The organism is Pseudomonas syringae group sp. 243L2 (assembly GCF_032587875.1).
GTDB lineage: Bacteria > Pseudomonadota > Gammaproteobacteria > Pseudomonadales > Pseudomonadaceae > Aquipseudomonas > Aquipseudomonas amygdali.
The window spans coordinates 165663-187590 of the sequence record NZ_JAWHPL010000003.1 but is presented as its reverse complement, the minus strand read 5'-3'; the positions used below and the strand labels follow the sequence as shown (position 1 = coordinate 187590).

Below are 21928 nucleotides of genomic sequence, written 5' to 3'. Positions count from 1 at the left end.
CCGCTATACTGCGGCACATTCAGTGTCTGGCCCATGGAGAAATGAGCATGCTGCGTCGCATTTTGTTCGGTTTGCTTGCTGTAAGCAGTTTGACCCTGGTGGGCTGTGCCCACAGTCCGCAACAACTCAGCCCCACTCCCAAGCTCAACGCACAGCTTGCGGCCGTAGGACGTGGTCAGCCTGTAGTGGTGCGCGTAGTCGACGGCCGTCCTGGCCCGACGCTGGGCACGCGTGGCGGCATGTACCCGGAAACCAGTGCCATCAGCGTCAACGGTGCGGATATCGTTCCCAAGCTCCAAGCGCAGGCCGAGGCGGCAGTACGCCTGTTGGGCTTTACGCCGACTCAGGGTGGCAACGCTCCGCAGTTGACCGTGACCCTGGCAGACTTGAAGTACCAGTCGCCCAAAGAAGGTCTGTACGTGACTGAAGCCACCATCAGCTCGACATTCCGCGCTGACGTACGTAATAACGGTCGCAGCTACAGTGGCCGTTACGCAGCATCGCTGGATCAGCGTTTCGGCATGGCTCCGAACCAGGAAACCAACACCAAGCTGGTGAGTGACGTGTTGAGCGATGCACTGACCCGCGTCTTCCAGGACCCGACCATCGGTTCGACCCTGGCGCAGTAAGCTTCAGCGCTAGACAAAAAGCCCGGCCCTTGTTGAAGGGGCCGGGCTTTTTGCTTTATTCGGTATAGGCCGTGAGGCCGTGGTCAGGCTCAAGCTGCCTGCTGATAAAAATCCAGAAAACTGAAACCGGTGTTCTGATCCATATCCGGCAGGTCATGATGAACGTGCCCGCCCAGTGCACAATAGACCAGCCAGTGGCGGTCCTGAACGTTGAAGGCCAGACCGTCGATCAACTCCTGCTGTTCATCGCTCTGGGCGATGAGGTAAAGGCGATCCTGATTTTTTGCGTGCAGCATGACAAGCTCCAAAAAGAGGGAAGTCCGTTTCTCGAGGAGCCACACAATGAGGGTGTCACGTTACGCTTGGGTGACAGCGGCAGCGAATTGTCATGCGGGATGTTTCGGGGGCTGCATGAATATGCGAAGCACGGACATGATACGTGCTCTCCCGTACATCTATCGTTCCTCACGCTCCAGCGTAGGAATGCCTTGGGTGACGCTCTGCGTCACGGCGCGCTGACGAGCGTCCAGAACGGCGTACCCACGCGGAGCATGGGCACGATAGACGTTCCGGTTCTTAAAGCGCCAACCCGGCCTTGACCCGATATTGGTTGCGTACCGGTGTCGCGTACTGCTGAATCAGGTAAGGGCGATGCTCGGTCGGCACGCCTGCCAAGCGACCTTCCCATTCATCTTTGGCGCGTTCGAGTTCGTCGGCCGCAAACACTGCGGACGCTGGCGGTACGTCGAGGCTCGGGTCGGCGTCGCTCCATTGCGCGTACGCCAGGTAATGCACCGGGAACAGACGATAGCCGCCTAGAATCTGCCGGTCCATTTCGATAGCCAGTTGCTTGGTGTCCTCGAAGTGCTCGGTGATCGGCGGCGCGAAGTTCACATGCACGCGACCTTTATAGCCAGTGATGCCCAATGCAATGCTCACGTCGTCTTCGCCCGGCGTCTTGGTGTATGAGCCGGTGGTCGCACGAATGTACAGCTCGCGCGCTTTGGCGCTGTCGCACGGATCGTACTCATAGCTGATCGAAACCGGGATCAGGTTCAGAGAGCGAATCACGTCGCCAAACGGTTCATCCTTGCGGCTCATGTGAAACATCTTGAGGATCGCCGACTCGGTGCGGTCGTCACCATCCTTCGCGCGGCCTTCGGCCTGGGCGATCCAGATGGACTGGCAATCCTTGGTGATCGAGTGGTTGATATACGCCGACAGCAATTGGTAAGCCGCCATTTTCTCGCGCCGCCCTATAATCGAACGGTGCACGATGAAGCTCTTGTTCAGGCGCATCAGATCGCTGACAAACGGCTTCTGCAGCAGGTTGTCGCCAATGGCAATGCGCGGAGTTGGCAGGCCTGCGTGGTACACGGCATAGTTGACGAACGCCGGGTCCATGACGATATCGCGGTGGTTGGCCAGAAACAGATAGGCACAACCGGACTTGAGCTGCTCGACGCCGGTGTAGGTGACTCCGTCCGTAGCGCGCTCGATGGTGTGGTCGACGTAATATTCGACTTTGTCCTGCAGCGTGGCGACCGAGTCGATACCGGCAAACTCGCGACGCAGCTTGCGCGCCAGGGTCGGCTGCAGCAGCCAGCCGAATGCGCCCGCCAGGCGGGGAAAACGGAATCGGGTCAGAATTGCGAGAAAGGCTTTGTCGCTCAGCAGGCGTGCCAAGACGGCGGGGACTTCTGCATCGTTGTACGGTCGGATGGCATCAAATTCGCCCATCATGCTCTCTTGTTGGAATCGGATAGGGTAAAAAGAAGACGTACTTGTTAAAACAGCCTTCTGAAGAATGGGGCAATTATACGCATAACTGATCCCGGAGACCGTGATGCAGGAATTACAGAGTTACGACTGCCCTTATTGCGGCGAACCTGTCGAGGCCGTACTGGACCTGTCCGGTGGCGATCAACAGTACATTGAAGACTGTCCGGTCTGTTGCCGCCCGATCATTTTCGATCTGCAGACCGACGGCGAAGACTGGAACCTGGATGTTCGCAGCGAGAACGAGTGATGCGAAAGATCTACGAGCCCGAGAACCTCATGGAGGCCGAGTTGCTGCTGGCGATGCTCGCCAGCGAAGGCATCGAGGCGCATCTGGCCGGTCGCGACCTGCTCGGTGCGATGGGCGAGCTGCCGGGGCTGGGGCTTCTGGCGCTCAAGGTCGACGACGCACAGGTCGAACAGGCACGCGAGCTGATCACTGCGTACAATAGCGCTTCGCCCTTGTCTGGCGATGAGCCGGACGACTTCCCCGATGTACTGGTGTGCTGAGCACCTTCAATAGAGTCTGATTAGCCCCCATGTGTGGACGCTTCGCCCTGTTTCGCTGGACCCCTGCCTTTGCCGCCTTGCCCGGTTTTCCCGCCGATCAGCAGGCGCAATGGAACATTTCGCCAGCCGACTGGGTGTTGATCATGCGTGCCGCCGAAAACGAGGGCGGTATCGAACTGGTGCGTGCGCGCTGGGGTTTGACCCCGGCCTGGCTCACCGATCTGTCGAAAACACCTGCCCATGCACGCGCCGAAACCGTGGCCGAGCAACCCATGTTTCGTGACGCCTTTAACCATCGCCGCTGCCTGCTGCCCGCCAACGGCTTTTACGAGTGGCGCGGCACGCTGCGCAAGCGTCCGTTCTGGCTGACGCCGGGGGAGGGCGCCGCGCTGTTTTTCGCCGCCATCTGGGAGGCCTATCCGGTGCAAGGGCATACGTACCTGAGCGTGGCGGTGGTCACGCAGGCGGCTGCGACTCAGCGTCGCCCGCTGATTCTGGATGCCAGCGGCCAGAAAGCCTGGCTGGCTGCCGACACACCGCTGCCGACCCTGCAAGCGTTGCTGGCAGCCCCGCAGACCGCATTGCGAGAGCGACCACTGGCCAATCTGGTCAACGATCCGAAGCTCAATGCACCTGAATGTCTGACGCCATTGAGTTAGACGGGCAGGGATAAGACCGATGAATCAGACAAATCCGATATCCGCCTTGAAGCGCATCTGATACAAACTGGACATACCTGCGGGAACCATCCACCTCTCTCAAAGACCAAGATGCCAGTTGGCCGGTATCTGGCGCAGAGATCTGCCCCGCAATGGCCGTTTCACAAACAAGGAGATTCACCATGCGTCAGTCATTTGCCCTCTGTGCCTTGAGCGCTGCGTTGCTGCTCGGCGGGTGTCAGGCAGTCAATACCACCAGTGGTGACTCGGTTGGTGTGGAGCGCAAGCAGTACATGTTCAGCATGCTCTCCACCGATGAAGTCAACAAAATGTACGCCCAGTCCTATCAGCAGACCGTCGGCGAAGCGACCAGCAAAGGTGTGCTGGATACCACCAGCGCCAACGCCAAACGTGTTCACGCAATCGCTGATCGGCTGATCGCCCAGGCCCCGAAACTGCGTCCTGATTCGGCTCAATGGCAGTGGGAAGTCAATCTGATCAAAAGTGACGAACTGAACGCCAACTGTGGTCCGGGCGGCAAGATCTTCGTTTACACCGGTCTGATCGACACCCTCAAGCTGAGCGACGATGAAATCGCTGCGGTCATGGGACACGAGATCGCACATGCCTTGCGTGAGCACGGGCGTGAGGCGATGTCCAAGGCTTACGGTGTGGCGATGGCCAAGCAGGGGGCGGGTGCCTTTCTGGGGCTTGGGCAAGACAGCCTGGCGTTGGCCGACACTGTGGTCAATTACAGCCTGACACTGCCCAATAGCCGCAGTAACGAAAACGAAGCCGACCTGATTGGCCTGGAGCTGGCTGCGCGTGCGGGTTACAACCCGAATGCGGCCATTACCCTGTGGCAGAAAATGACTCAGAACTCCGGGGGTTCGCAGCCAGAGTTCATGAGTACTCACCCGGCATCGCAGAGTCGCATTGCTTCGCTGCAGGCCGCGATTCCCAAAGTGATGCCGCTGTATCAGGCAGCCCCCAAATCCTGATCGGCTGAAACACCCGTGGCGTTGCGCGTCTTGCTACGCCACGGGAATGCATCACACCCAGCCGCTGACCTGCATTGCCTTGTACACCGCCACCAGAGCCAGCACGAAAAACGCACATGCAGCCAGGCGGCGAATCAGGGTCAATGGCAATTTCTCGGCGGCAAAATTGCCCGCCAGCACCACCGGCACGTTGGCCAGCAGCATGCCCACCGTGGTGCCGAGAATCACCAGCCACAGGTAGGAATACTGCGCTGCCAGCATGACTGTGGCGATCTGCGTCTTGTCACCGATTTCGGCGATGAAGAAGGTGATCAACGTAGTCATGAACGGGCCGAATTTACGTGCCGTGCTGGCTTCGTCATCGTCCATCTTGTCTGGAACCAGTGTCCACAGCGCCGTCGCCGTAAAGCTGGCCGCGAGGATCCAGTGCAGCACTGCGTCTGACAGGAAGCTGCTGAACCATGCACCTACAGCGCCTGCTGCCGCGTGGTTGGCCAGCGTTGCGGCGACAATGCCCGCAATGATCGGCCAGGGTTTGCGAAAGCGTGCGGCGAGAATGAGTGCGAGCAATTGCGTCTTGTCACCGATTTCGGCGAGCGCAACCACAGCGGTAGGGATTAAGAATGATTCCAGCATCAGGTTTCCTAAGGGGCGGGTCGACACGGCTATGACACGTACGACCTCCCCGCCCCGGGTAAGGTGTTCGTGTCATAGGTCTTGTCAAACCACCGATCCGTCTGAGCGGATTCCGGGTCGCACGTACCATGGTCTGAGGACCAAGTATGTTGATACGTGCCGGACGAGCATGGCGCTCGTGGGAGACTACTCCCCTAGGACGGAGCGGATTCTGCCTCCGCAAAAACGTTTCGGCAAGTGCTTATTTCAGGAGCGTTTGGCGCTGTAGATTTTAAAACCGCTGCCCTGAGCCCTGACTTCACATTGCCCGACGTGCTCTTCGATCAGTGGCTGATAACGCAGAAAGTTATTCGCGACAAGGCGTAGTTCACCGCCTGATTTAAGATGTTGGCGTGCTTTTCTCAGCAGGTTTTCCGTTGCCATGTAGTCGGTATGAACCCCCACATGGAACGGCGGGTTGCTGAGAATCGTGTTCAAACCCATTGGCGCTGCGTCGATTCCGTCACCGGTCAGCACCTGGGCTTGCAGGCCATTGGCGGCGAGGGTCAGGCGCGAACTTGCGGTTGCGAACGCATCCACGTCCAGCATGATGACGTCGTTGTGCGGGTAGCGACGCTTGACGGCTGCACCGAGTACGCCGGCACCACAGCCGAAGTCGAGCAGGTTGCCGCTCGGCAGCTTGTCGATGTTTTCCAGCAAAAGCGCCGAACCACGATCAAGTCGGCCATGGCTGAAAACGCCGGGCAGGCTGACGACTGTGAGCGGGCCGTCCTGCAGGTCGATCTGGTAGGGCCTGGCGAGGCTTTCCAGCGTAACGGCTTGTGGTGCGTTCTCGACAGTGACCTGCCAGAGCTGGCAGTGGCGGGCACTGTCGAGCTTGCGCGCGCGGCCGAAGGGGCTCAGTTGCTTTGCAGCCGCTTCGATACCGCCACGTTTCTCGCCGACCAGAAACAACTCGCGCCCGGCCAGGCGTGAGGCCAGGGCGTTGAGCAGGTAATCGGTCAGGTCGCGGGCTTTGGGCAGGAACAGCACGGCGGCTTCGAAGGCGGCCTCTGGCGCTTCAACGCCGAAATCCACACGGCCCTCGAACCGCGCATCCAGCGCGGCCTGATCACCGGCATGCCAGCACCATCCACGCGCGTCCGGCAGTTTTCCGAGCAGGTCATCGGCGGGCAGCCCGACCAGCAACAGCGAGCCCTGAAACAGCTCGGCCTGACGGAGTAACACTTCACTGCGCGGGTCCATGGAATGGCTCCTGAAAAAGCGCGCAGTCTAACAGGATATGGGTCAGGAGGACGCGGAGCGTCCGGAACGGCATGCGACGCGGAGCGTCGCACGATATTCGAGATGATCGTACGACAGTTGAGATGATCGTTCCGCACGCTCCAGCGTGGGAATGCAGGTCTCGACGCTCTGCGTCGTCAAGAGGACGCGGAGCGTCCGGAACGGCATGCGACGCGGAGCGCCGCACGATAGTTGAGGTGATCGTTGCCAGTAACTGTTGCGCAGACATCAGACAGCGTAATCTGCCGGGTCTGACGTCAATCCTCCAGGAGGTCCCACATGTATTGGGCAGAATTTCTTACCGTTGCGCTGATCCACCTGCTGGCCGTCGCCAGCCCCGGTCCGGACTTCGCGGTGGTGGTGCGTGAAAGCGTCACGCATGGTCGTAAGGCCGGTACCTGGTCAGCGCTTGGCGTCGGCTCGGCCATCTTTCTTCATGTGGGCTATTCGCTGCTGGGTATCGGGATTATCGTTTCCCAGTCCATCGTGCTGTTCAACGCGCTGAAATGGGCGGCAGCTGCATACCTGCTGTACATTGGTATCAAGGCCCTGCGCGCCAGGCCGGCGGCTGCGACGGGCGATGCCGCTATCAAGGCAATCCCGGGCGAGCGCACAGCAAAGAGTGCCTACATCAGCGGTTTCGTCACCAACGGCCTTAACCCCAAGGCAACGCTGTTTTTCCTCTCGCTGTTCACCGTAGTGATTAATCCGCACACGCCGCTGCTGGTGCAGGGCGGCTATGGGGTCTACCTCGCAGTGGCGACGGCCGCGTGGTTCTGCCTGGTGGCGCGGCTGTTCAGCCAGGCGCGGGTACGCGCGGGTTTTGCGCGCATGGGCCACTGGTTTGATCGGGCCATGGGCGGAGTGCTGGTCGCGCTGGGTATCAAACTGGCGTTCACTGAAGTGCACTGAAGCCTGCATTCAACAACGCTTTTACCGAGCGTATACCGAGTATGAGTGCCTCTTGCAGACAGCGAGAGGCGCTTCGAAAAATCATCCCTTTTACTGATTTCACTGGCAGGCGGGGGCTCTAGAGTCCATATTTCGAGCTCCGCCTGTGGACTTTGAAGAGGGACTCATATGTTACAGACTCGCGTTCTTGCGCCCGCCGATGGCGCTTACCAGTACCCTCTGTTGATCAAGCGCCTGCTGTCGTCCGGCAGTCGTTATGAAAAGACGCGTGAAATTATTTACCGCGACTCCGTTCGCTATACCTACCCGACCCTCAACGAGCGCATCTGCCGCCTGGCCAACGTTCTCACGGCGGCAGGCGTGAAAGCTGGCGACACCGTGGCGGTCATGGACTGGGACAGCCATCGCTATCTGGAATGCATGTTCGCGATCCCGATGATTGGTGCAGTGATCCACACCGTCAACGTGCGGCTATCGCCCGAGCAGATCGCCTACACCATCAATCATGCCGATGACCGGCTCGTATTGATAAACAGCGACTTCACGGGCCTGTATCATGCCATGTCCGGACATTTGACCACCGTTGAAAAGACCCTGCTGCTGACGGATCTGCCCGACAAGACCGCCGACCTGCCAAACCTCGTCGGCGAATACGAGACCCTGCTGGCGGCAGCCAGCCCCGATTACGCTTTCGAGGATTTCGACGAGAACTCGGTCGCGACCACGTTTTACACCACAGGCACCACGGGCAACCCCAAAGGCGTCTATTTCACCCATCGCCAGTTGGTACTGCACACCATGGGTGTGGCGGCCATCCTGGGATGCGTCGAAAGTCCGCGGCAGTTGGGCAACGATGACGTCTACATGCCGATCACACCGATGTTCCATGTGCATGCCTGGGGCGTTCCCTATGTGGCGACCATGCAGGGCCTGAAACAGGTGTATCCCGGCCGCTATGAGCCCGAATTGCTGGTAGAGCTTTGGCGCAAGGAGAAAGTGACCTTCTCCCATTGCGTGCCGACCATCCTGCAGATGCTGCTTAACGCCAAGTCTGCTCAGGATGCGGACTTTGGCGGCTGGAAAATCATCATTGGCGGCAGCTCGCTGAACCGCAGCCTGTATCAGGCTGCCAAGGCCAGAGGCATCCAGCTCAGCGCCGCGTATGGCATGTCTGAAACCGGGCCACTGATTTCTGTCGCGCACATCAACGACGAACTGAAGGCCAGCAGCGAAGACGAGCAGATTACCTACCGCATCAAGGCCGGTGTGCCTGGCATGCTGGTAGAAGCAGCCATCGTCGATCAGCAAGGCAACTTCCTTCCGGCCGATGGCGAAACCCAGGGTGAGCTGGTCCTGCGTGCGCCCTGGCTGACCGAAAGCTATTTCCGCGAGCCTGAGAAAGGTGCTGAGTTGTGGGCGGGCGGCTGGCTGCACACTGGCGATGTGGCAACGCTGGACGATATGGGCTTCATCGATATTCGCGACCGCATCAAGGATGTGATCAAGACCGGTGGCGAATGGATTTCCTCGCTGGAGCTTGAAGACCTGTGCAGCCGGCATCCTGCTGTGCGCGAAGTAGCTGTGGTCGGTATCGCCGACCCGCAATGGGGTGAGCGGCCTTTTGCCTTGCTGGTGATTCGCGACGGCCATCAGCTTGATGCCAAGGGCTTGAAGGAGCATCTCAAACCGTTCGTCGAGCAAGGTCACATCAACAAGTGGGCAATTCCCAGCCAGATCGCGCTTGTTACTGAAATTCCCAAGACCAGCGTCGGCAAGCTCGACAAGAAGCGCATGCGTCTGGACATTGTGGAATGGCAGAACAGCAACAGCACGTTCCTTTCCACGCTGTGACACCGTCTGCTTGCCGCGCCCGTCGGGCGCGGCAAGTGTCTGCGTCGCAGGTCCTGTTCTGCGACTTGCCAAATTTCCAATTTAATCCATTCTCCCTGCCACAGGTTTTTAGCGGCCTTCCGGAAACGGGCGGGCCAGAGGCGTTGGTCCTGCAAATCACACTTTAGAGGGATCTAGCGTCAGGGCGTGCTGGCTATAGTCAGCACAGGGAATGAGCAAGAGCGGAGCTGGCTGTGTGTAGTGATTCGAAGACAGAGTCGTTTTTGGATTTTCCCACTGCCATAACAATAAAACACAAGGAGTAGCGTCGATGACAAGCACACCCCCATTCTGGCGTCGGGCCAGGCTGCCTCTGGCCGTCAGCCTTGCTTCCTCGCTCGCCGGCCCGGCCTTTGGCGTGACCTTCAACGTCGGTGAGATCGAAGGCAGTTTCGACTCATCGCTGTCGGTAGGTGCCAGCTGGTCGACTGCAAACCCCAATAAAAACCTGATCGGTGCCAACAATGGCGGGCGTGGTCTGTCGCAGACCTCCGATGACGGCCACTTGAACTTCAAACGTGGGGAGACGTTTTCGAAGATTTTCAAGGGCATCCATGACCTGGAACTCAAGTACGGCGATACCGGCGTGTTCCTGCGTGGCAAATACTGGTACGACTTTGAGCTCAAGGATGAAAACCGCGAGTTCAAGGACATCAGCGACTCGGGCCGCAAAGAGGGCGCCAAGTCGTCCGGGTTTCAGTTGCTGGATGCGTTTGTCTACCACAACTATTCGATTGCCGATCAGCCGGGTGCGGTGCGCTTCGGCAAGCAGGTTATCAGTTGGGGTGAAAGCACTTTCATTCAGGGGGGCATCAACAGCGTCAACCCAGTCGATGTCTCGGCCTTTCGGCGTCCAGGCTCTGAAATCAAGGAAGGCCTGATCCCGGTCAACATGTTCTACCTGTCGCAAAGCCTGACCGACAACCTGTCTGCCGAGGGCTTCTACCAGCTTGAATGGGACCAGACTGTCGTCGACAACTGCGGCACCTTCTTCTCGCAGCCGGACGTGATCGCCGATGGCTGCAACAACAACCTCGCGGTATTGCGCAGCCGCAGCGGCCTGAACAGTTCGCTGACGGCTGCCGGTTTGCCAGCAGGCGCACGCGGCGCGGTGTTCAACTCGTTGTCGCAGCAGGGCGTAGTGTTCGGTAACCCGGATGAGGGCGCTGTGGTGCGCCGTGGGCCTGACCGCGATGCGCGTGACAGTGGCCAGTTCGGCTTTGCCTTGCGTTACAACTTCGAGCCGCTGGATACCGAGTTCGGTGCCTACATGATGAATTACCACAGCCGTGCGCCGATCTTCAGCGGACGCGGCGGCTCGGCTGCTTCGTTCAGCCCGCAAGGCCTGGTGGGCTCGCTGGTCCGTAACGGTATACCGGCAGCAACGGCGACGCGACTCGCACCCACGCTACTGCCGGTTGTCGTGGCAGGCAACTCCAGTTACTACGTCGAATACCCGGAAGACATCCGTCTGTACGGTCTGAGCTTCTCGACCACCTTGCCTACCGGCACCGCGTGGAGCGGCGAGATCAGCTACCGCCCGAATGCACCGATTCAGGTCAACACCACCGACATCCTGTATTCGGGTATTTCGCCGCTCAACCCCAACGTTTCGCTGCTGAGCGGGCAGCCCAATACTGATCAGCCCGGTTATCGCCGCAAGGAAATCACTCAACTGCAAACCACGTTCACCCAGTTCTTCGACCAGGTCATGGGCGCAGAGCGTCTGACGGTGGTCGGTGAAGTGGGCTGGACCCACGTGGGTGGCCTGGAAAGCACTTCCAAAATTCGCTACGGCCGTGACCCTGTGTACGGTCCTGGCCCGCTGCCTGGCGGCCAATGCGCGACGCTCAACGCAGGCACTCTGACCGGTGCCGAGCAGAATAACCTGACCCGTTATTGCGAAGACGACGGCTTTACCACGGCCAACTCCTGGGGCTACCGCGCCCGTGCCATCTGGGATTACAACAGTGTGTTTGCCGGGGTCAACCTCAAGCCGAGCGTGGCCTGGTCGCACGACGTCAAAGGCTATTCGCCGGGCCCTGGCGGCAACTTCGAAGAGGGACGCAAGGCCGTCAGCCTGGGGCTCGATGCCGAGTACCAGAACACCTACACCGCGAACCTTTCCTATACCAACTTCTTTGATGGCAAATACACCACGGTTGATGACCGGGATTTCGTGGCGCTCAGCTTTGGCATGAACTTCTAAGAGCATGGTTTTCAGGATGACGATGAATATGAAAATAACAAAAAGTCTGTTGCAAGCCGGGGTTCTGGGCATGTCGTTGCTGGCGACCAGCGTGATGGCGGCGGTCTCCGCCTCCGAAGCGGCAAAGCTGGGTACCTCGCTGACGCCGATGGGCGCTGAAAAGGCCGGCAATGCGGCCAACACCATCCCTGCCTGGAGCCCGCTGCCGAAAAATGCCGGAGCGGCAGACAGCAAAGGGTTCCTCGCCAACCCGTATGCCAGCGAAAAGCCGTTGTTTACCATCACCGCGGCCAATGTAGAGCAGTACAAGGACAAACTCGCGCCGGGCCAGTACGCGATGTTCAAACGTTATCCGGACAGCTACCGGATTCCGGTCTACCCGACCCATCGCGGTGCCACCGTGCCGGATGAAGTGTTTGCCGCCATCAAAAAGAACGCGACGACCACCAAACTGGTCGGTGGCGGCAGCGGTCTGGAAAACTTCGATACGGCCATCCCGTTTCCGATCCCGGCCAGTGGCGTCGAGGTTATCTGGAACCACATCACCCGTTACCGGGGCGGCAGCGTCAAGCGTCTGGTTACCCAGGCCACGCCGCAGCCCAATGGCTCGTACAGCCTGGTGTATTTCTCCGATCAATTCGTGTTTCGCGACAAGATGAGGGATTTCGATCCGAAAAACCCGGGCAACATCCTGTTCTACTTCAAACAGGAGGTGACCGCCCCAGCACGTCTGGCGGGCGGTGTGCTGCTGGTGCATGAAACCCTGGATCAGGTCGCCGAACCGCGCTCGGCATGGCTGTATAACGCCGGTCAGCGCCGTGTAAGGCGCGCGCCGCAGGTTTCGTATGACGGGCCGGGCACCGCGTCGGATGGTCTGCGTACTTCCGACAACCTGGACATGTACAACGGCGCGCCTGATCGCTATGACTGGAAACTGATTGGCAAGCAGGAAATGTACATCGCCTCCAACAGCCACAAGCTGGACGATCCGACGCTCAAGTACGCTGACATCATCAAGGCTGGCCATATCAACCAGGACCTGACCCGCTATGAGCTGCGTCGCGTCTGGCACGTGACCGCCACCCTCAAGGAAGGTCAGCGTCATATCTACGCCAAACGTGACTTCTTCATCGACGAAGACACCTGGCAGGCCGCCGTTATCGACCACTATGACGGCCGTGGCCAGCTGTGGCGCGTTGCCGAGGCACACTCGGAAAACTACTACGACAAACAAGTGCCTTGGTACGCGATTGAAACCCTGTACGACCTGCAATCCGGTCGCTACGTGGCACTGGGCATGAAAAACGAAGAGAAGAGGGCGTATGAGTTCGGCTTCACTGCCGGCACCAGCGACTTCACCCCCAACGCGCTGCGTCAGGAAGGGGTTCGTTGATACCTGACCGATACACGCTGTAAATCAATGTCATGGCCATGTGCTTGAAAAGCCCCTTTAATGGGGCTTTTTCACGTAGAGGACATGGTCTTATAAGCTGTAGGAATTTTGTTACAGTCTTTTCCGTGATGACCTTTCAAAAGAGGCGATTTACCCGCTAGTCTCCGAACACCGCTATGCCGCGACAACGATTTTCACACGAGCCGGCCATGACTGATCTGTCCCGAATGCAAGGGTTCGCAGACAGCGCGATTCCTGCGTTGGAGGGGCGATTTTTTCGCCCGCCACTCCCTGAGGGTTACGTCCCTCGTTCCCGCCTGTGCCAACGCCTCGAGGACGGGCTGAGCTGCAGGCTGCTGCTGGTATGCGCCCCGGCCGGGTTTGGCAAGAGTTCGCTGGCCGTCGAGTTCTGTCAGGGCTTGCCGGACAAATGGCAGAACGTATGGCTGGGGCTGAGCGCGCGGGACAGCGACCCGGGTCGTTTTCTGGAGCGTTTGCTGGGCAGCCTGCAGCAGTTTTTCCCGCAACTGGGCACGCAGGCAATGAGCCTGCTGAAAATGCGTCAGCGCCATCAGCCGTTCGCGTTCGAGGAATGGCTCGACGGTCTGCTCGACGAACTGGCCATGCACCTGATGCTGAGCAAACCGCTGCTGTTGGTGCTGGATGATTATCATCTGGCCCAAGGCCCGGTGCTTGACCGCTGCCTGCAGTTTTTTCTCAATCATTTGCCGGTTGGGCTGGTGGTCATGGTGACCAGCCGACAGCGCCCGGACTGGCACCTGGCACGCCTGCGTCTGACGCGCCAGTTGCTGGAAATCAACGAGCAGGATCTGCGCCTGACGCACGCGGAATCAATGGCAGTGCTGGACCGCCATAGCAGCTCGCTCGACAGTGAGGTGCTGCAAAACCTGATTCAGCGTAGCGAAGGCTGGGTGGCCGGGTTGCGATTCTGGTTGCTGGCAGCGTCTGAAGCGGGTGATGAAAGTGCTTTGTCGCAGGCGCTGCGCGGCAGTGAGGTGCTGATTCGCGAGTACCTGCTTGAAGAGGTGATCGACTGCCTGCCGGCCGATGTTCAGGCGTTTCTTTATGACACTGCGTGTCTTGAGCGTTTTTGCGTCGGGCTGTGCGACGCCGCGCGGGACAGTCATGACAGCGTCGAGATGATCCGTTATCTACAGGCGCATCAGGTCTTTTTGGTGCCGCTGGACGAGCAGGGCCACTGGTTTCGCTATCATCATCTGTTTTCCGATCTGTTGCGCGCGCGTCAGGCTGGCGGCGCGCAACCGACCCGGCTGCACCTTAACGCCTGTCGCTGGTTCAGCACTCAGGGCCAGCTGGATGAAGCGGTGGAACAGGCATTGCGCGCCGGGCATCTGGATGTGGCCGCCAATCTGGTGCAGAGCCTCTCTGAAGAGCAATTGCTGGCCGAGCAGAATGTCGGCATGTTGCTGCGCTGGAAGATGGACTTGCCGGATGATCTGTTGACCAGCACGCCACGCTTGATTGTGCTCTACGCCTGGGCGCTGGGGCTGGCCTGCCAACTGGACGCCGCCGAGGAACTGGCCAATCAATTGAGCCGGTTCCTGCCAGCGCCCTCGGCGACTGCGCAAAAATCCATGCTTGCCCAGTGGCTGGCGCTCAGCGGCATCATCGCGCGTGGCCGTGGAAACAGTGAAAAGACCGAACGCTATTGCACTGAAGCCCTGCTGACCTTGCCGGAAAAACGCTATGGCCAACGGCTTGTCTGCCTGTCGACGCTGGCCAACCTTGCGGTTGCCAATGGTGATCTGTGGCGCGCCCGCGTGTTGAATCGTGATGCGCTTGAGCTGGCACAGCGGGTTGCCAATCCACTGTTCGAAGCGCTGGCGCATTACGATCGCGCCAGGGTCTTGCAGGCTCGAGGCGAAATTCTGCGTGCGCTTGATGAGGTACGACGAGGGCAGCAGCGCCTCAAAGGGTTGTCCACCGTGCGCTTGTACGCAGTTCGCGCGCGCCTGACGCTGTATGAAGGCTATTTGCTGACCCTGCGCCTGCAAGTGGACCAAGGGCGGGTTTTATTGCTGGCCGGGCTGGCCGAAGCGCGCGCCTGTCGCGACATCAGTGTGCTGATCGGCCACTGCGTGATAGCCACCATGGAGGGCTGCGCCGGTCGGTTTGCCGAAGCTTTCGCCGAACTCGCCGAGGTCGAACGTTTGATGCACATCTGGGATGTGCCCCCGATCTACTATCTGGCGATGGTGACTCTGGTGAAATGCGAATTGTGGTTGCTGCAAGGGCGCATGGACCTCGCCGAAGCCTGGTTGTTGCGCCTGACTCAGGCCTACAACGGTGAGCCGGGCGCTGCGGCCCCCGAGTGTCATCCGCAACTGCCACAACACATCGAATTGCAGCGTGCGGTGCTGGATCGACTGCAGGGTGATGATGTTGCCAGCGAGCAACGTTTGCAGGCGCTGGAGCGGCATGCCCGGGAGGTGGGCGCGCCACTGCTCGGGCTTATCGCGATGACTCAGCAGATAGGTCTGCTGCTGAGCCAGACGCGTCGCGACGAAGCGCGAGAGCTGCTGCTGCGCAGCCTGCAGTCAGCGGCCGGAGGGGCTCTTATTCCCTTCAAAACGCTGCTGGGCGAGCATTCCCAGTGGCTGCATGAGCAACTGCTGCAACTGCCGTCCTGCAAGGTTCGCGAGGCCTTGCTGGAAGAACTCCCGGCCTCCTGCACGCCGACACTCGAACCTGCGCATGGCAGCGACTGCCTGAGTGTGCGTGAGCTGGGCGTACTGCAACTGATTGCGCAGGGCTGTTCCAACCAGGAGATCAGCGAGCAACTGTTCATTTCCCTGCACACCGTCAAGACTCACGCCAGCCACATCAACAGCAAACTGGGCGTCGAGCGGCGTACCCAGGCGGTGGCGAGGGCAAAGGTACTGGGCTTGCTGGGTTAGCCAGCAGGGCGACTCATCAACTGATCAGGCCGGGCTGCCCGCCCACAGCGTATCAACCTCTTCCAGCCCCCAGTCGGTCGGCGTTTCGATTTTGACGATCACGTCCGGGTCGGCAAAACTGCCCAGATCGATGATCTGCGCGGCGAACGTCTTGCCGGTCCGTGCCGACATGAAGACCTTCACCCTCGGTTTCAACAGCGACGCATCACTTTGCTCGACCACAACGCCGAGACGCCCGCTTTCCAGGCGCACCAGCGTACCGGTCGGGTATATGCCCACGGTCTTGACGAAGCTTTGAAACACCACATCATCAAAATGGCCTTTCCATGAAGCCATCTCGCGAATCGAATGGGCAACGCCCCAGCCCTTTTTGTAGGGGCGGTCGGAGGTAATGGCGTCATACACATCGCAGACTGCGCCCATGCGCGCAAATATGCTGATCTGGTCGCCTTTCAGGCCGTGGGGATAGCCCGAGCCGTCGACCTTCTCATGGTGGTGCAAGCACACATCCATTACCGTCGCCGCAACGGGCTGATTTTCCTTGAGTATCTTCAGACCCAGTTCGGGGTGAGCCTTCATGATCTCGAATTCGTCATGGGTGAGGCGGCCCGGTTTATTGAGCACTTGCGGAGCAATCATCATTTTGCCGACATCGTGCATCAGCCCGGCCACACCCGCTTCGCGCACCTGATCATCAGGCAGGCCCATGCGTCTGGCGAGCGCAACCATCAGCGCGCAGACCGCCACCGAATGCATGTAGGTGTACTCGTCGGACGTTTTCAAGCGTGACAGGCTGATCAGCGCATGCGGGTGGCGCAGGATCGAACTGGAGATTTCTTCCACCAGCAACTGCACGTTGTCGACATCCATCGCCTGGCCCATGCGGGCTTCGGTAAACATGGCCATGACGGCGTTTCTGGCTCTACCGCAAATGGCCCGGGCGCGCAGGACTTCCTTGTCCAGACTGGCTGGTGCGGTGTCATTTATGGAGGGTGCTGGTGCTGTTTGGGGTGCCAGTACACGGCTTTTGCCGGTTTCGATCCAGACTTCCCGGGTGCCCGATTGCTGGATGCGCTTGAGCACCTCGACGTCAGCAAGCATGACTTCGACCAAGCCTATCCAGAATGGATCGTTGGTCCAGCGGCGACAGATTTTATGGATGTGCATGCCAAGGGCAAGCTCAGCGACAGGGATTTTTTTCAGCATGCTCAGTCACCCGGGTGTGTTGGCACGGCAGGCAACGGGCAAGCGAAGAAAGCAGACGGCCAACTGCCAGATGAGGCCAGCAGAGTGCAAGAGCTACCGATCGACATGATTTCACCTCGTTGACTGCAAGGATCATCCTGATCTCAAGGTGCCAGTATAGGGCGCTGCCTGCGAAAAAATCTTGTCTATTTGTTGTGTCAGCAACCCGTCAGGCAGCCCGCAGTGCCCTGTGCAAAACAGGCGCAGTGTAGATTTCCTGACGCGTTCAAGTGCTGAAAAGTATTTTCAGGCAGCCGGTGCCGCACCTGGCAAGTGATGATACTGACGGGCAAAGTACACCAAGGCGTCTGACTCACCCTGATCCCTTATATCCAGCACTTGGCAAAAGAGAATGTCATGTGTGCCGACGCTGACGGATTGGGTCACCTTGCAGTCGAGGGCCAGTTTGGCGCCGTTCAGTATCGGCGCACCCGTCACCCCGCTTTCCCACTGGCCACCGTCAAAACGCTCCTGCTGTGAGCGCTTGCCACCGAACAGGTTGGACAAGTCCTGCTGACCGTTGCCCAGTGTGTTGACGCATAACAGGCCGTTCTCGATGAAGGTTTCATACACCGAGGCGCTGCGATTGATACAAACCAGTAGCGTGGGAGGCTGATCGGTCACGCTGCAGACCGCTGTCGCAGTAAAACCGGCGCGGCCGCCGGGGCCATCGGTGGTGATGACGTTGACGGCTGCGGCGAGGCTGGACATTGCATCGCGAAACGCCAGCTGGCTGACCGGGTCAGCGGGGAGGGTGGCAAGGGCTTCAGAGTCGGCATGCATGGGATGAGTCCTTTCAGGTCTGTGCGTTGAGAAAGTCGAGCAGGGTGCGTTGGAAGGGCAATGGGTCGGTGATGTTCGAGGCGTGGCCGCCATATTCCAGCAGCACCAGCCTGGCGTTGGGCAGTGTCTCGGCCAGATGTTGCGATTGTTGCCAGGGCACCAGCATGTCGTCGCGGTTGGCAATCAGCAGGGTCGGCGTCTGGATACGAGCCAGACTGGCCTCCACGTCGAAGGTTTGCAGTGCATGAATACGTCGCAGCAGGTTGTCGGTGTCGGGAAAATGCGCCAGCGCATGGGCCTCGTCATCAGCCAGCCGGGCACCGTTGGCGGCGATCCAGTCTGCCGGGTACAGAAACAGTGCCTGCGCTTGCACGTAGGCGTCCGGCCCGCTGTTCAACAACAGTTTTTTGCGCACTGAAAAGCAGCGCGCGCTGTGTGGGTTGGGGCTGCTCCACGCATTGATCAGCACCTGACTTTGCAACAATTCGGGGCGCAACAGCGCAATCTCCAGGCCCACCAGCCCGCCCAGCGCATGGCCCATGAAATGGCAACGCTGGATATCGAGCGAGTCGAGCAGGGTCAGCAATTCCATGGCCATATGGCGGATCGAATAGTCTGCCGGCAAATCCGCAGGGCTGCGTCCAGTCCCTGCATGATCGTAGACCAGTACGTCATGGTCGCGGGTCAGCGCAGCCAGGTCATCTGCCCAGTAACGGCTGGATCCGCCCAACCCGGAACTGAGCACCAACAGGGGCGCATCGGCATGCTGACATCGATGAATTTCATGAAACATGCACGTTCTCCGGGTGGGCTTCAGGTCGGTTTTTAAGTCAGTGCTCAGCCGATGTGGGCGATGCTGGCGATCTCGATCAGGGCCTCGGGTTTCACCAGGCCGCACTGGATGCAGTAACGGGCCGGTTTCTCGCCCGCGAAGTATTCGGCGTACACCTCGTTGACCTTGGCGTAATCGGCCCAGTCGCGAATCATGATCATGTTGAAGGTGACATCGTCCATTGTCCCGCCAGCGGTTTCGACCACGCTTTTGATGGTTTCCAGCACATGACGGGTCTGGGCGGTCGCATCGCCGACGTGCACCACGTTGTTGTCCTTGTCGAACGGTAACGTGCCCGAAACGTAGAGCACGCCATCGGCCATGGAGCCCGGCACAAACGGAGCAATGGGCTTGGTGGTGCCAGCAGGAATAATCGCTTTCTTGGTCATGCGTATGTCCTCACGAGGGTTGCCCGACAGGGCTGAAGGTGGTGCAGAAGTCATCGACGCTGGAAACCCAGCCGAAGAAGGTTTCGATGTTGAATAGCGCAGCTTGCTGAGCGAATTCGGGGCCTGCCTGATGGGTTGCATCGGCCAGCACCACGCCGAAGTACTCCAGGTGGAAACCGTCACGCAGGGTGGATTCAACGCACACATTGGTGGCGATGCCGGTGAACACCAGGTTACGAATGCCGCGGCTGCGCAACACGCTGTCGAAGCTGGAATTGAAGAAGCCGCTGTAACGGATTTTCGGCACCACAATGTCGCCAGGCTGTGGCTTTAGTTCATCGACCAGTTGATAGTCCCATCCGCCTTTGGCCAGCAGTTGCCCTTCGAGCTCCGGGCGCTTGCGCATGGTTTTCAGTGCATTGGACTTATGCCAGTTCGGCGAGCCGGGCCCTCCCGCCTCGACATAGGCCGGGTCCCAGCCATTCTGGAAAAAGATCACCGGGATGCCTGCTGCACGCGCTGCGGCACAGGCCTTGTTGATATTGGCGATAACCGGCCCGGTGCTGCTGACATCGAACCCGGCAAGGTCCAGATAACCCCCCAGCGATGCGTAGGCGTTCTGCATGTCGACGACCACCAGCGCTGTTTCGCCGGGTTTCATGCGCAGCGGCTCGGGACGGGCGGGCAGCACACGGGCGGGTTGCCCGTCCGGCAGGTCGACGCCTGCGACAGTTGCCGAAGCATTCATCAGACCACCTCCTTGAGCTGCGCGATGTGCTTGCGACTGGTCATCAGCGGCTGGATTTTCTCGCCGAAATCCTCGACGCCTTTCACGAAGTCATCGAAGGTCAGCATCACGCCCTGAGTCCCCGGCACACTGGCGACTTCATCGAGCATTCGCGCCACGGTGGCCCAAGAGCCGACCAGCGTGCCCATGTTGATGTTGACCGCCGAGGTCGGGTCGGCCATCTGCCGCAGGTTCGAACCGGCGCTCTTATCCGCCGAGCCCTTCTCGCTCAACCAGGCGATGGCCTCTTCGTCGGCACCGTCCTTGATGTGCTCCCAGCGAGCCCTTGCCGCTTCATCAGTATCGTCGGCGATGATCATGAACAGCACGCAGGAGGTAACGTTGCGGCCGGTCTTTTCGTTGGCTTCGATCAGTTTCTGTGCGGTGGGCGCAAACGCAGTAGGGGTGTTCACGCCCTTGCCGAAGCAGAAGTTGTAATCGGCGTACTGTGCTGAGAAAGCCATGCCTGCTTCGCTTTGACCGGCGCAGATCAGCTTCATGTCAGCCTTTGGACGAGGGCTGACGCGGCAGTCCTGCATGCTGAAATGCTCGCCCTTGAAATCACTGCTGCCGGTGGCCCACAGGTCGCGCAGAACCTGGGCGTATTCAGCCAGGTATTCATAGCGGGTGTGGAAGAACTCATCGCCGGGCCACAGGCCCATCTGCTCGTATTCGGGTTTCTGCCAGCCGGTGACCAGGTTGATCCCGAAGCGGCCGTTGGAGATCGAATCGATGGTCGAGGCCATGCGTGCAGCAATGGCAGGTGGAATGGTCAGCGTGGCCACGGTGGCGAACAGCTGGATCTTGCTGGTCACTGCCGCCAGACCCGCCATCAGCGTGAAGGACTCCAGGTTGTGCTCCCAGAACTCTGTCTTGCCGCCGAAGCCGCGCAGTTTGATCATCGATAACGCAAAGTCGAAACCGTAGCCCTCGGCCGTCTGCACGATCTGTTTGTTCAGCTCGAAAGTCGGCATGTACTGCGGTGCGTTGCTGGAAATCAGCCAGCCGTTGTTGCCGATGGGGATGAAGATACCGATGTCCATATAAGGCCTCTCTGCGTTGGTCGATGCGTGCCAGAGCACTTGATTCATCTCTTAATTCGCCATTGCATTAAGCGGGCCATAAATTTTTATTGTTTTTATTCAATTGCTTACAAATAAAACTCATTTTTTGCAGACCATTTGGTCTGAATCAGAGCACTTGGTTTGTGCAGGGCGCACGCAGATGGGGCAGAGTCGACCGGCTGGGTAACCCATATCGACAAAACAGCTGCGCCCGTTAAGATGCCCGCTCATTTCGGCATCACTGGATGGATGTGCGTGAACAAGAAACCTCCTGTGACGGAGCCCGCGAGCAAGCGCGGACGCAAGGTCAAGCCCGAAACCGTGGTCAAGACCACTCGCGAGCCCAGCGCTACTTCCCTGAAGCGGCGCATGCGCCTGATGGAAGGCAAGCGCACGCTGATTCTCGATGCGGCGCTGGAGATATTTTCCCGCTATGGCGTGCACGGCAGCAGCCTGGATCAGGTCGCGAGCCTGGCGGATGTTTCCAAGACCAACCTGCTGTATTACTTCAGCAGCAAGGATGATCTGTACCTCAACGTACTGCGTCAGTTGCTTGAAGTCTGGCTAAGCCCGCTGGTGCATTTCACTGCCGACAAGGAGCCGGTGCAGGCTATCGGCGCCTACATCAAGGCCAAACTGGAAATGTCCCGTGATCACCCGGCCGAATCACGGCTGTTCTGTATGGAAGTGATGCAGGGCGCGCCACTGATTCAGGGCGAGTTGCAGCACCCGTTGCGCGACACGGTGCAGGCCAAGGTGGCAGTCATTCAGCACTGGATCGACAGCGGCCAGTTGGCCCCGATCAACCCGCACCATCTGATTTTTACCCTGTGGGCGACCACTCAGCATTACGCCGATTTCCGCACTCAGGTCGAGGCCGTGACCGGCAAGACGCTGGACGACCCGGTGTTTTTCGAAGAAGTGCTGGCGAGCCTGCGCAGCATGATCCTGGACGGCATCCTGCCGCGTACTGCCTGAAAAATTGCG

The 21928-nt window shown here is 59.3% G+C and carries 21 protein-coding genes and 1 riboswitch; of the genes, 11 read left to right on the top strand and 10 right to left on the bottom strand.

Going from position 1 to position 21928, the window contains the following annotated elements:
• Window positions 1-47 precede the first annotated feature (47 nt).
• Window positions 48-629 (top strand): YajG family lipoprotein, encoded by a 582-nt coding sequence (locus tag RYB66_RS02000; protein ID WP_002552178.1) that lies wholly within the window; start codon window positions 48-50, stop codon window positions 627-629.
• Window positions 630-718: 89 nt separating this feature from the next.
• Here RYB66_RS02000 and RYB66_RS01995 read toward each other — a convergent pair whose 3' ends face one another.
• The gene (locus RYB66_RS01995) at window positions 719-925 is read right to left on the bottom strand and encodes a hypothetical protein (RefSeq protein WP_002552179.1); all 207 of its coding nucleotides are present in this window, start codon (window positions 923-925) and stop codon (window positions 719-721) included.
• Window positions 926-1205: 280 nt separating this feature from the next.
• Window positions 1206-2369, bottom strand: coding sequence for a 1-acyl-sn-glycerol-3-phosphate acyltransferase (locus RYB66_RS01990; protein ID WP_010192881.1), 1164 nt, complete (start codon window positions 2367-2369; stop codon window positions 1206-1208).
• Window positions 2370-2475: 106 nt separating this feature from the next.
• On the opposite strand from RYB66_RS01990, the gene RYB66_RS01985 reads away from it, so the two are divergent.
• The 4 genes from RYB66_RS01985 (at window position 2476) to RYB66_RS01970 (ending at window position 4578) form a co-directional block, all read left to right on the top strand.
• The gene (locus RYB66_RS01985; RefSeq protein ID WP_002552181.1) at window positions 2476-2658 is read left to right on the top strand and encodes a CPXCG motif-containing cysteine-rich protein; all 183 of its coding nucleotides are present in this window, start codon (window positions 2476-2478) and stop codon (window positions 2656-2658) included.
• Complete coding sequence (locus RYB66_RS01980) at window positions 2658-2918, top strand: DUF2007 domain-containing protein (protein WP_005777997.1); 261 nt, start codon at window positions 2658-2660, stop codon at window positions 2916-2918. The genes RYB66_RS01985 and RYB66_RS01980 overlap by 1 nt, the downstream gene beginning before the upstream one ends.
• Before the next feature lie 29 nt (window positions 2919-2947).
• The gene (locus RYB66_RS01975; protein WP_316893622.1) at window positions 2948-3577 is read left to right on the top strand and encodes an SOS response-associated peptidase; all 630 of its coding nucleotides are present in this window, start codon (window positions 2948-2950) and stop codon (window positions 3575-3577) included.
• 182 nt (window positions 3578-3759) lie between these two features.
• A complete protein-coding gene (locus RYB66_RS01970; RefSeq protein WP_004663924.1) occupies window positions 3760-4578 on the top strand; it encodes a M48 family metallopeptidase in 819 nt (272 codons plus the stop codon).
• A gap of 51 nt (window positions 4579-4629) precedes the next feature.
• On the opposite strand, the gene RYB66_RS01965 is transcribed toward RYB66_RS01970, so the two are convergent.
• Both RYB66_RS01965 and RYB66_RS01960 read right to left on the bottom strand, forming a co-directional pair.
• Window positions 4630-5214 carry a TMEM165/GDT1 family protein gene (locus RYB66_RS01965; protein ID WP_002552184.1) on the bottom strand — a complete coding sequence of 195 codons (585 nt, stop codon included), beginning with the start codon at window positions 5212-5214 and terminating at the stop codon, window positions 4630-4632.
• A 13-nt stretch (window positions 5215-5227) separates the two neighbouring features.
• Window positions 5228-5421: riboswitch (yybP-ykoY riboswitch) on the bottom strand.
• A 39-nt stretch (window positions 5422-5460) separates the two neighbouring features.
• Window positions 5461-6459, bottom strand: coding sequence for a class I SAM-dependent methyltransferase (locus RYB66_RS01960; RefSeq protein ID WP_002552185.1), 999 nt, complete (start codon window positions 6457-6459; stop codon window positions 5461-5463).
• A gap of 318 nt (window positions 6460-6777) precedes the next feature.
• On the opposite strand from RYB66_RS01960, the gene RYB66_RS01955 reads away from it, so the two are divergent.
• The 5 genes from RYB66_RS01955 (at window position 6778) to RYB66_RS01935 (ending at window position 15841) form a co-directional block, all read left to right on the top strand.
• On the top strand, window positions 6778-7410 hold the full coding sequence (locus tag RYB66_RS01955) for a LysE family translocator (protein ID WP_002552186.1): 633 nt from the start codon (window positions 6778-6780) through the stop codon (window positions 7408-7410).
• A 168-nt stretch (window positions 7411-7578) separates the two neighbouring features.
• A complete protein-coding gene (locus RYB66_RS01950) occupies window positions 7579-9261 on the top strand; it encodes a fatty acid--CoA ligase (RefSeq protein WP_316893620.1) in 1683 nt (560 codons plus the stop codon).
• Window positions 9262-9571: 310 nt separating this feature from the next.
• Entirely contained in the window at window positions 9572-11509 is a 1938-nt protein-coding gene (locus RYB66_RS01945; protein WP_005778004.1) for a DUF1302 domain-containing protein, read from the top strand.
• 28 nt (window positions 11510-11537) lie between these two features.
• Window positions 11538-12902 carry a DUF1329 domain-containing protein gene (locus RYB66_RS01940; RefSeq protein WP_316893618.1) on the top strand — a complete coding sequence of 455 codons (1365 nt, stop codon included), beginning with the start codon at window positions 11538-11540 and terminating at the stop codon, window positions 12900-12902.
• A 209-nt stretch (window positions 12903-13111) separates the two neighbouring features.
• Window positions 13112-15841: a LuxR C-terminal-related transcriptional regulator gene (locus RYB66_RS01935; protein ID WP_316893615.1), complete on the top strand. Its 2730-nt coding sequence runs from the start codon at window positions 13112-13114 to the stop codon at window positions 15839-15841.
• A gap of 24 nt (window positions 15842-15865) precedes the next feature.
• Here RYB66_RS01935 and RYB66_RS01930 read toward each other — a convergent pair whose 3' ends face one another.
• From RYB66_RS01930 to rutA, 6 genes are all read right to left on the bottom strand, one after another.
• On the bottom strand, window positions 15866-17047 hold the full coding sequence (locus tag RYB66_RS01930; RefSeq protein ID WP_005746197.1) for an HD-GYP domain-containing protein: 1182 nt from the start codon (window positions 17045-17047) through the stop codon (window positions 15866-15868).
• Between the two features lie 285 nt (window positions 17048-17332).
• On the bottom strand, window positions 17333-17869 hold the full coding sequence (gene rutF / locus RYB66_RS01925) for an NADH-dependent FMN reductase RutF (RefSeq protein ID WP_005746196.1): 537 nt from the start codon (window positions 17867-17869) through the stop codon (window positions 17333-17335).
• 13 nt (window positions 17870-17882) lie between these two features.
• The gene (rutD, locus tag RYB66_RS01920; protein ID WP_005746195.1) at window positions 17883-18662 is read right to left on the bottom strand and encodes a pyrimidine utilization protein D; all 780 of its coding nucleotides are present in this window, start codon (window positions 18660-18662) and stop codon (window positions 17883-17885) included.
• Window positions 18663-18706: 44 nt separating this feature from the next.
• Entirely contained in the window at window positions 18707-19090 is a 384-nt protein-coding gene (rutC, locus tag RYB66_RS01915; protein ID WP_002552194.1) for a pyrimidine utilization protein C, read from the bottom strand.
• 10 nt (window positions 19091-19100) lie between these two features.
• The gene (gene rutB / locus RYB66_RS01910; RefSeq protein ID WP_002552195.1) at window positions 19101-19838 is read right to left on the bottom strand and encodes a pyrimidine utilization protein B; all 738 of its coding nucleotides are present in this window, start codon (window positions 19836-19838) and stop codon (window positions 19101-19103) included.
• Window positions 19838-20920, bottom strand: coding sequence for a pyrimidine utilization protein A (rutA, locus tag RYB66_RS01905; RefSeq protein WP_002552196.1), 1083 nt, complete (start codon window positions 20918-20920; stop codon window positions 19838-19840). Before rutA ends, rutB begins: the two co-directional genes overlap by 1 nt.
• A 270-nt stretch (window positions 20921-21190) precedes the next feature.
• On the opposite strand from rutA, the gene rutR reads away from it, so the two are divergent.
• Complete coding sequence (rutR, locus tag RYB66_RS01900) at window positions 21191-21919, top strand: pyrimidine utilization regulatory protein R (RefSeq protein WP_005752985.1); 729 nt, start codon at window positions 21191-21193, stop codon at window positions 21917-21919.
• Window positions 21920-21928: the final 9 nt, after the last annotated feature.

Bases quoted from the DNA above. Each gene is read 5' to 3' on its own strand.
- RYB66_RS02000 (WP_002552178.1), top strand. From the start codon at position 48: ATGCTGCGTCGCATTTTGTTCGGTTTGCTTGCTGTAAGCAGTTTGACC.
- RYB66_RS01995 (WP_002552179.1), bottom strand. From the start codon at position 925: ATGCTGCACGCAAAAAATCAGGATCGCCTTTACCTCATCGCCCAGAGC.
- RYB66_RS01990 (WP_010192881.1), bottom strand. From the start codon at position 2,369: ATGGGCGAATTTGATGCCATCCGACCGTACAACGATGCAGAAGTCCCC.
- RYB66_RS01985 (WP_002552181.1), top strand. From the start codon at position 2,476: ATGCAGGAATTACAGAGTTACGACTGCCCTTATTGCGGCGAACCTGTC.
- RYB66_RS01980 (WP_005777997.1), top strand. From the start codon at position 2,658: ATGCGAAAGATCTACGAGCCCGAGAACCTCATGGAGGCCGAGTTGCTG.
- RYB66_RS01975 (WP_316893622.1), top strand. From the start codon at position 2,948: ATGTGTGGACGCTTCGCCCTGTTTCGCTGGACCCCTGCCTTTGCCGCC.
- RYB66_RS01970 (WP_004663924.1), top strand. From the start codon at position 3,760: ATGCGTCAGTCATTTGCCCTCTGTGCCTTGAGCGCTGCGTTGCTGCTC.
- RYB66_RS01965 (WP_002552184.1), bottom strand. From the start codon at position 5,214: ATGCTGGAATCATTCTTAATCCCTACCGCTGTGGTTGCGCTCGCCGAA.
- RYB66_RS01960 (WP_002552185.1), bottom strand. From the start codon at position 6,459: ATGGACCCGCGCAGTGAAGTGTTACTCCGTCAGGCCGAGCTGTTTCAG.
- RYB66_RS01955 (WP_002552186.1), top strand. From the start codon at position 6,778: ATGTATTGGGCAGAATTTCTTACCGTTGCGCTGATCCACCTGCTGGCC.
- RYB66_RS01950 (WP_316893620.1), top strand. From the start codon at position 7,579: ATGTTACAGACTCGCGTTCTTGCGCCCGCCGATGGCGCTTACCAGTAC.
- RYB66_RS01945 (WP_005778004.1), top strand. From the start codon at position 9,572: ATGACAAGCACACCCCCATTCTGGCGTCGGGCCAGGCTGCCTCTGGCC.
- RYB66_RS01940 (WP_316893618.1), top strand. From the start codon at position 11,538: ATGAAAATAACAAAAAGTCTGTTGCAAGCCGGGGTTCTGGGCATGTCG.
- RYB66_RS01935 (WP_316893615.1), top strand. From the start codon at position 13,112: ATGACTGATCTGTCCCGAATGCAAGGGTTCGCAGACAGCGCGATTCCT.
- RYB66_RS01930 (WP_005746197.1), bottom strand. From the start codon at position 17,047: ATGCTGAAAAAAATCCCTGTCGCTGAGCTTGCCCTTGGCATGCACATC.
- rutF (WP_005746196.1), bottom strand. From the start codon at position 17,869: ATGCATGCCGACTCTGAAGCCCTTGCCACCCTCCCCGCTGACCCGGTC.
- rutD (WP_005746195.1), bottom strand. From the start codon at position 18,662: ATGTTTCATGAAATTCATCGATGTCAGCATGCCGATGCGCCCCTGTTG.
- rutC (WP_002552194.1), bottom strand. From the start codon at position 19,090: ATGACCAAGAAAGCGATTATTCCTGCTGGCACCACCAAGCCCATTGCT.
- rutB (WP_002552195.1), bottom strand. From the start codon at position 19,838: ATGAATGCTTCGGCAACTGTCGCAGGCGTCGACCTGCCGGACGGGCAA.
- rutA (WP_002552196.1), bottom strand. From the start codon at position 20,920: ATGGACATCGGTATCTTCATCCCCATCGGCAACAACGGCTGGCTGATT.
- rutR (WP_005752985.1), top strand. From the start codon at position 21,191: ATGTGCGTGAACAAGAAACCTCCTGTGACGGAGCCCGCGAGCAAGCGC.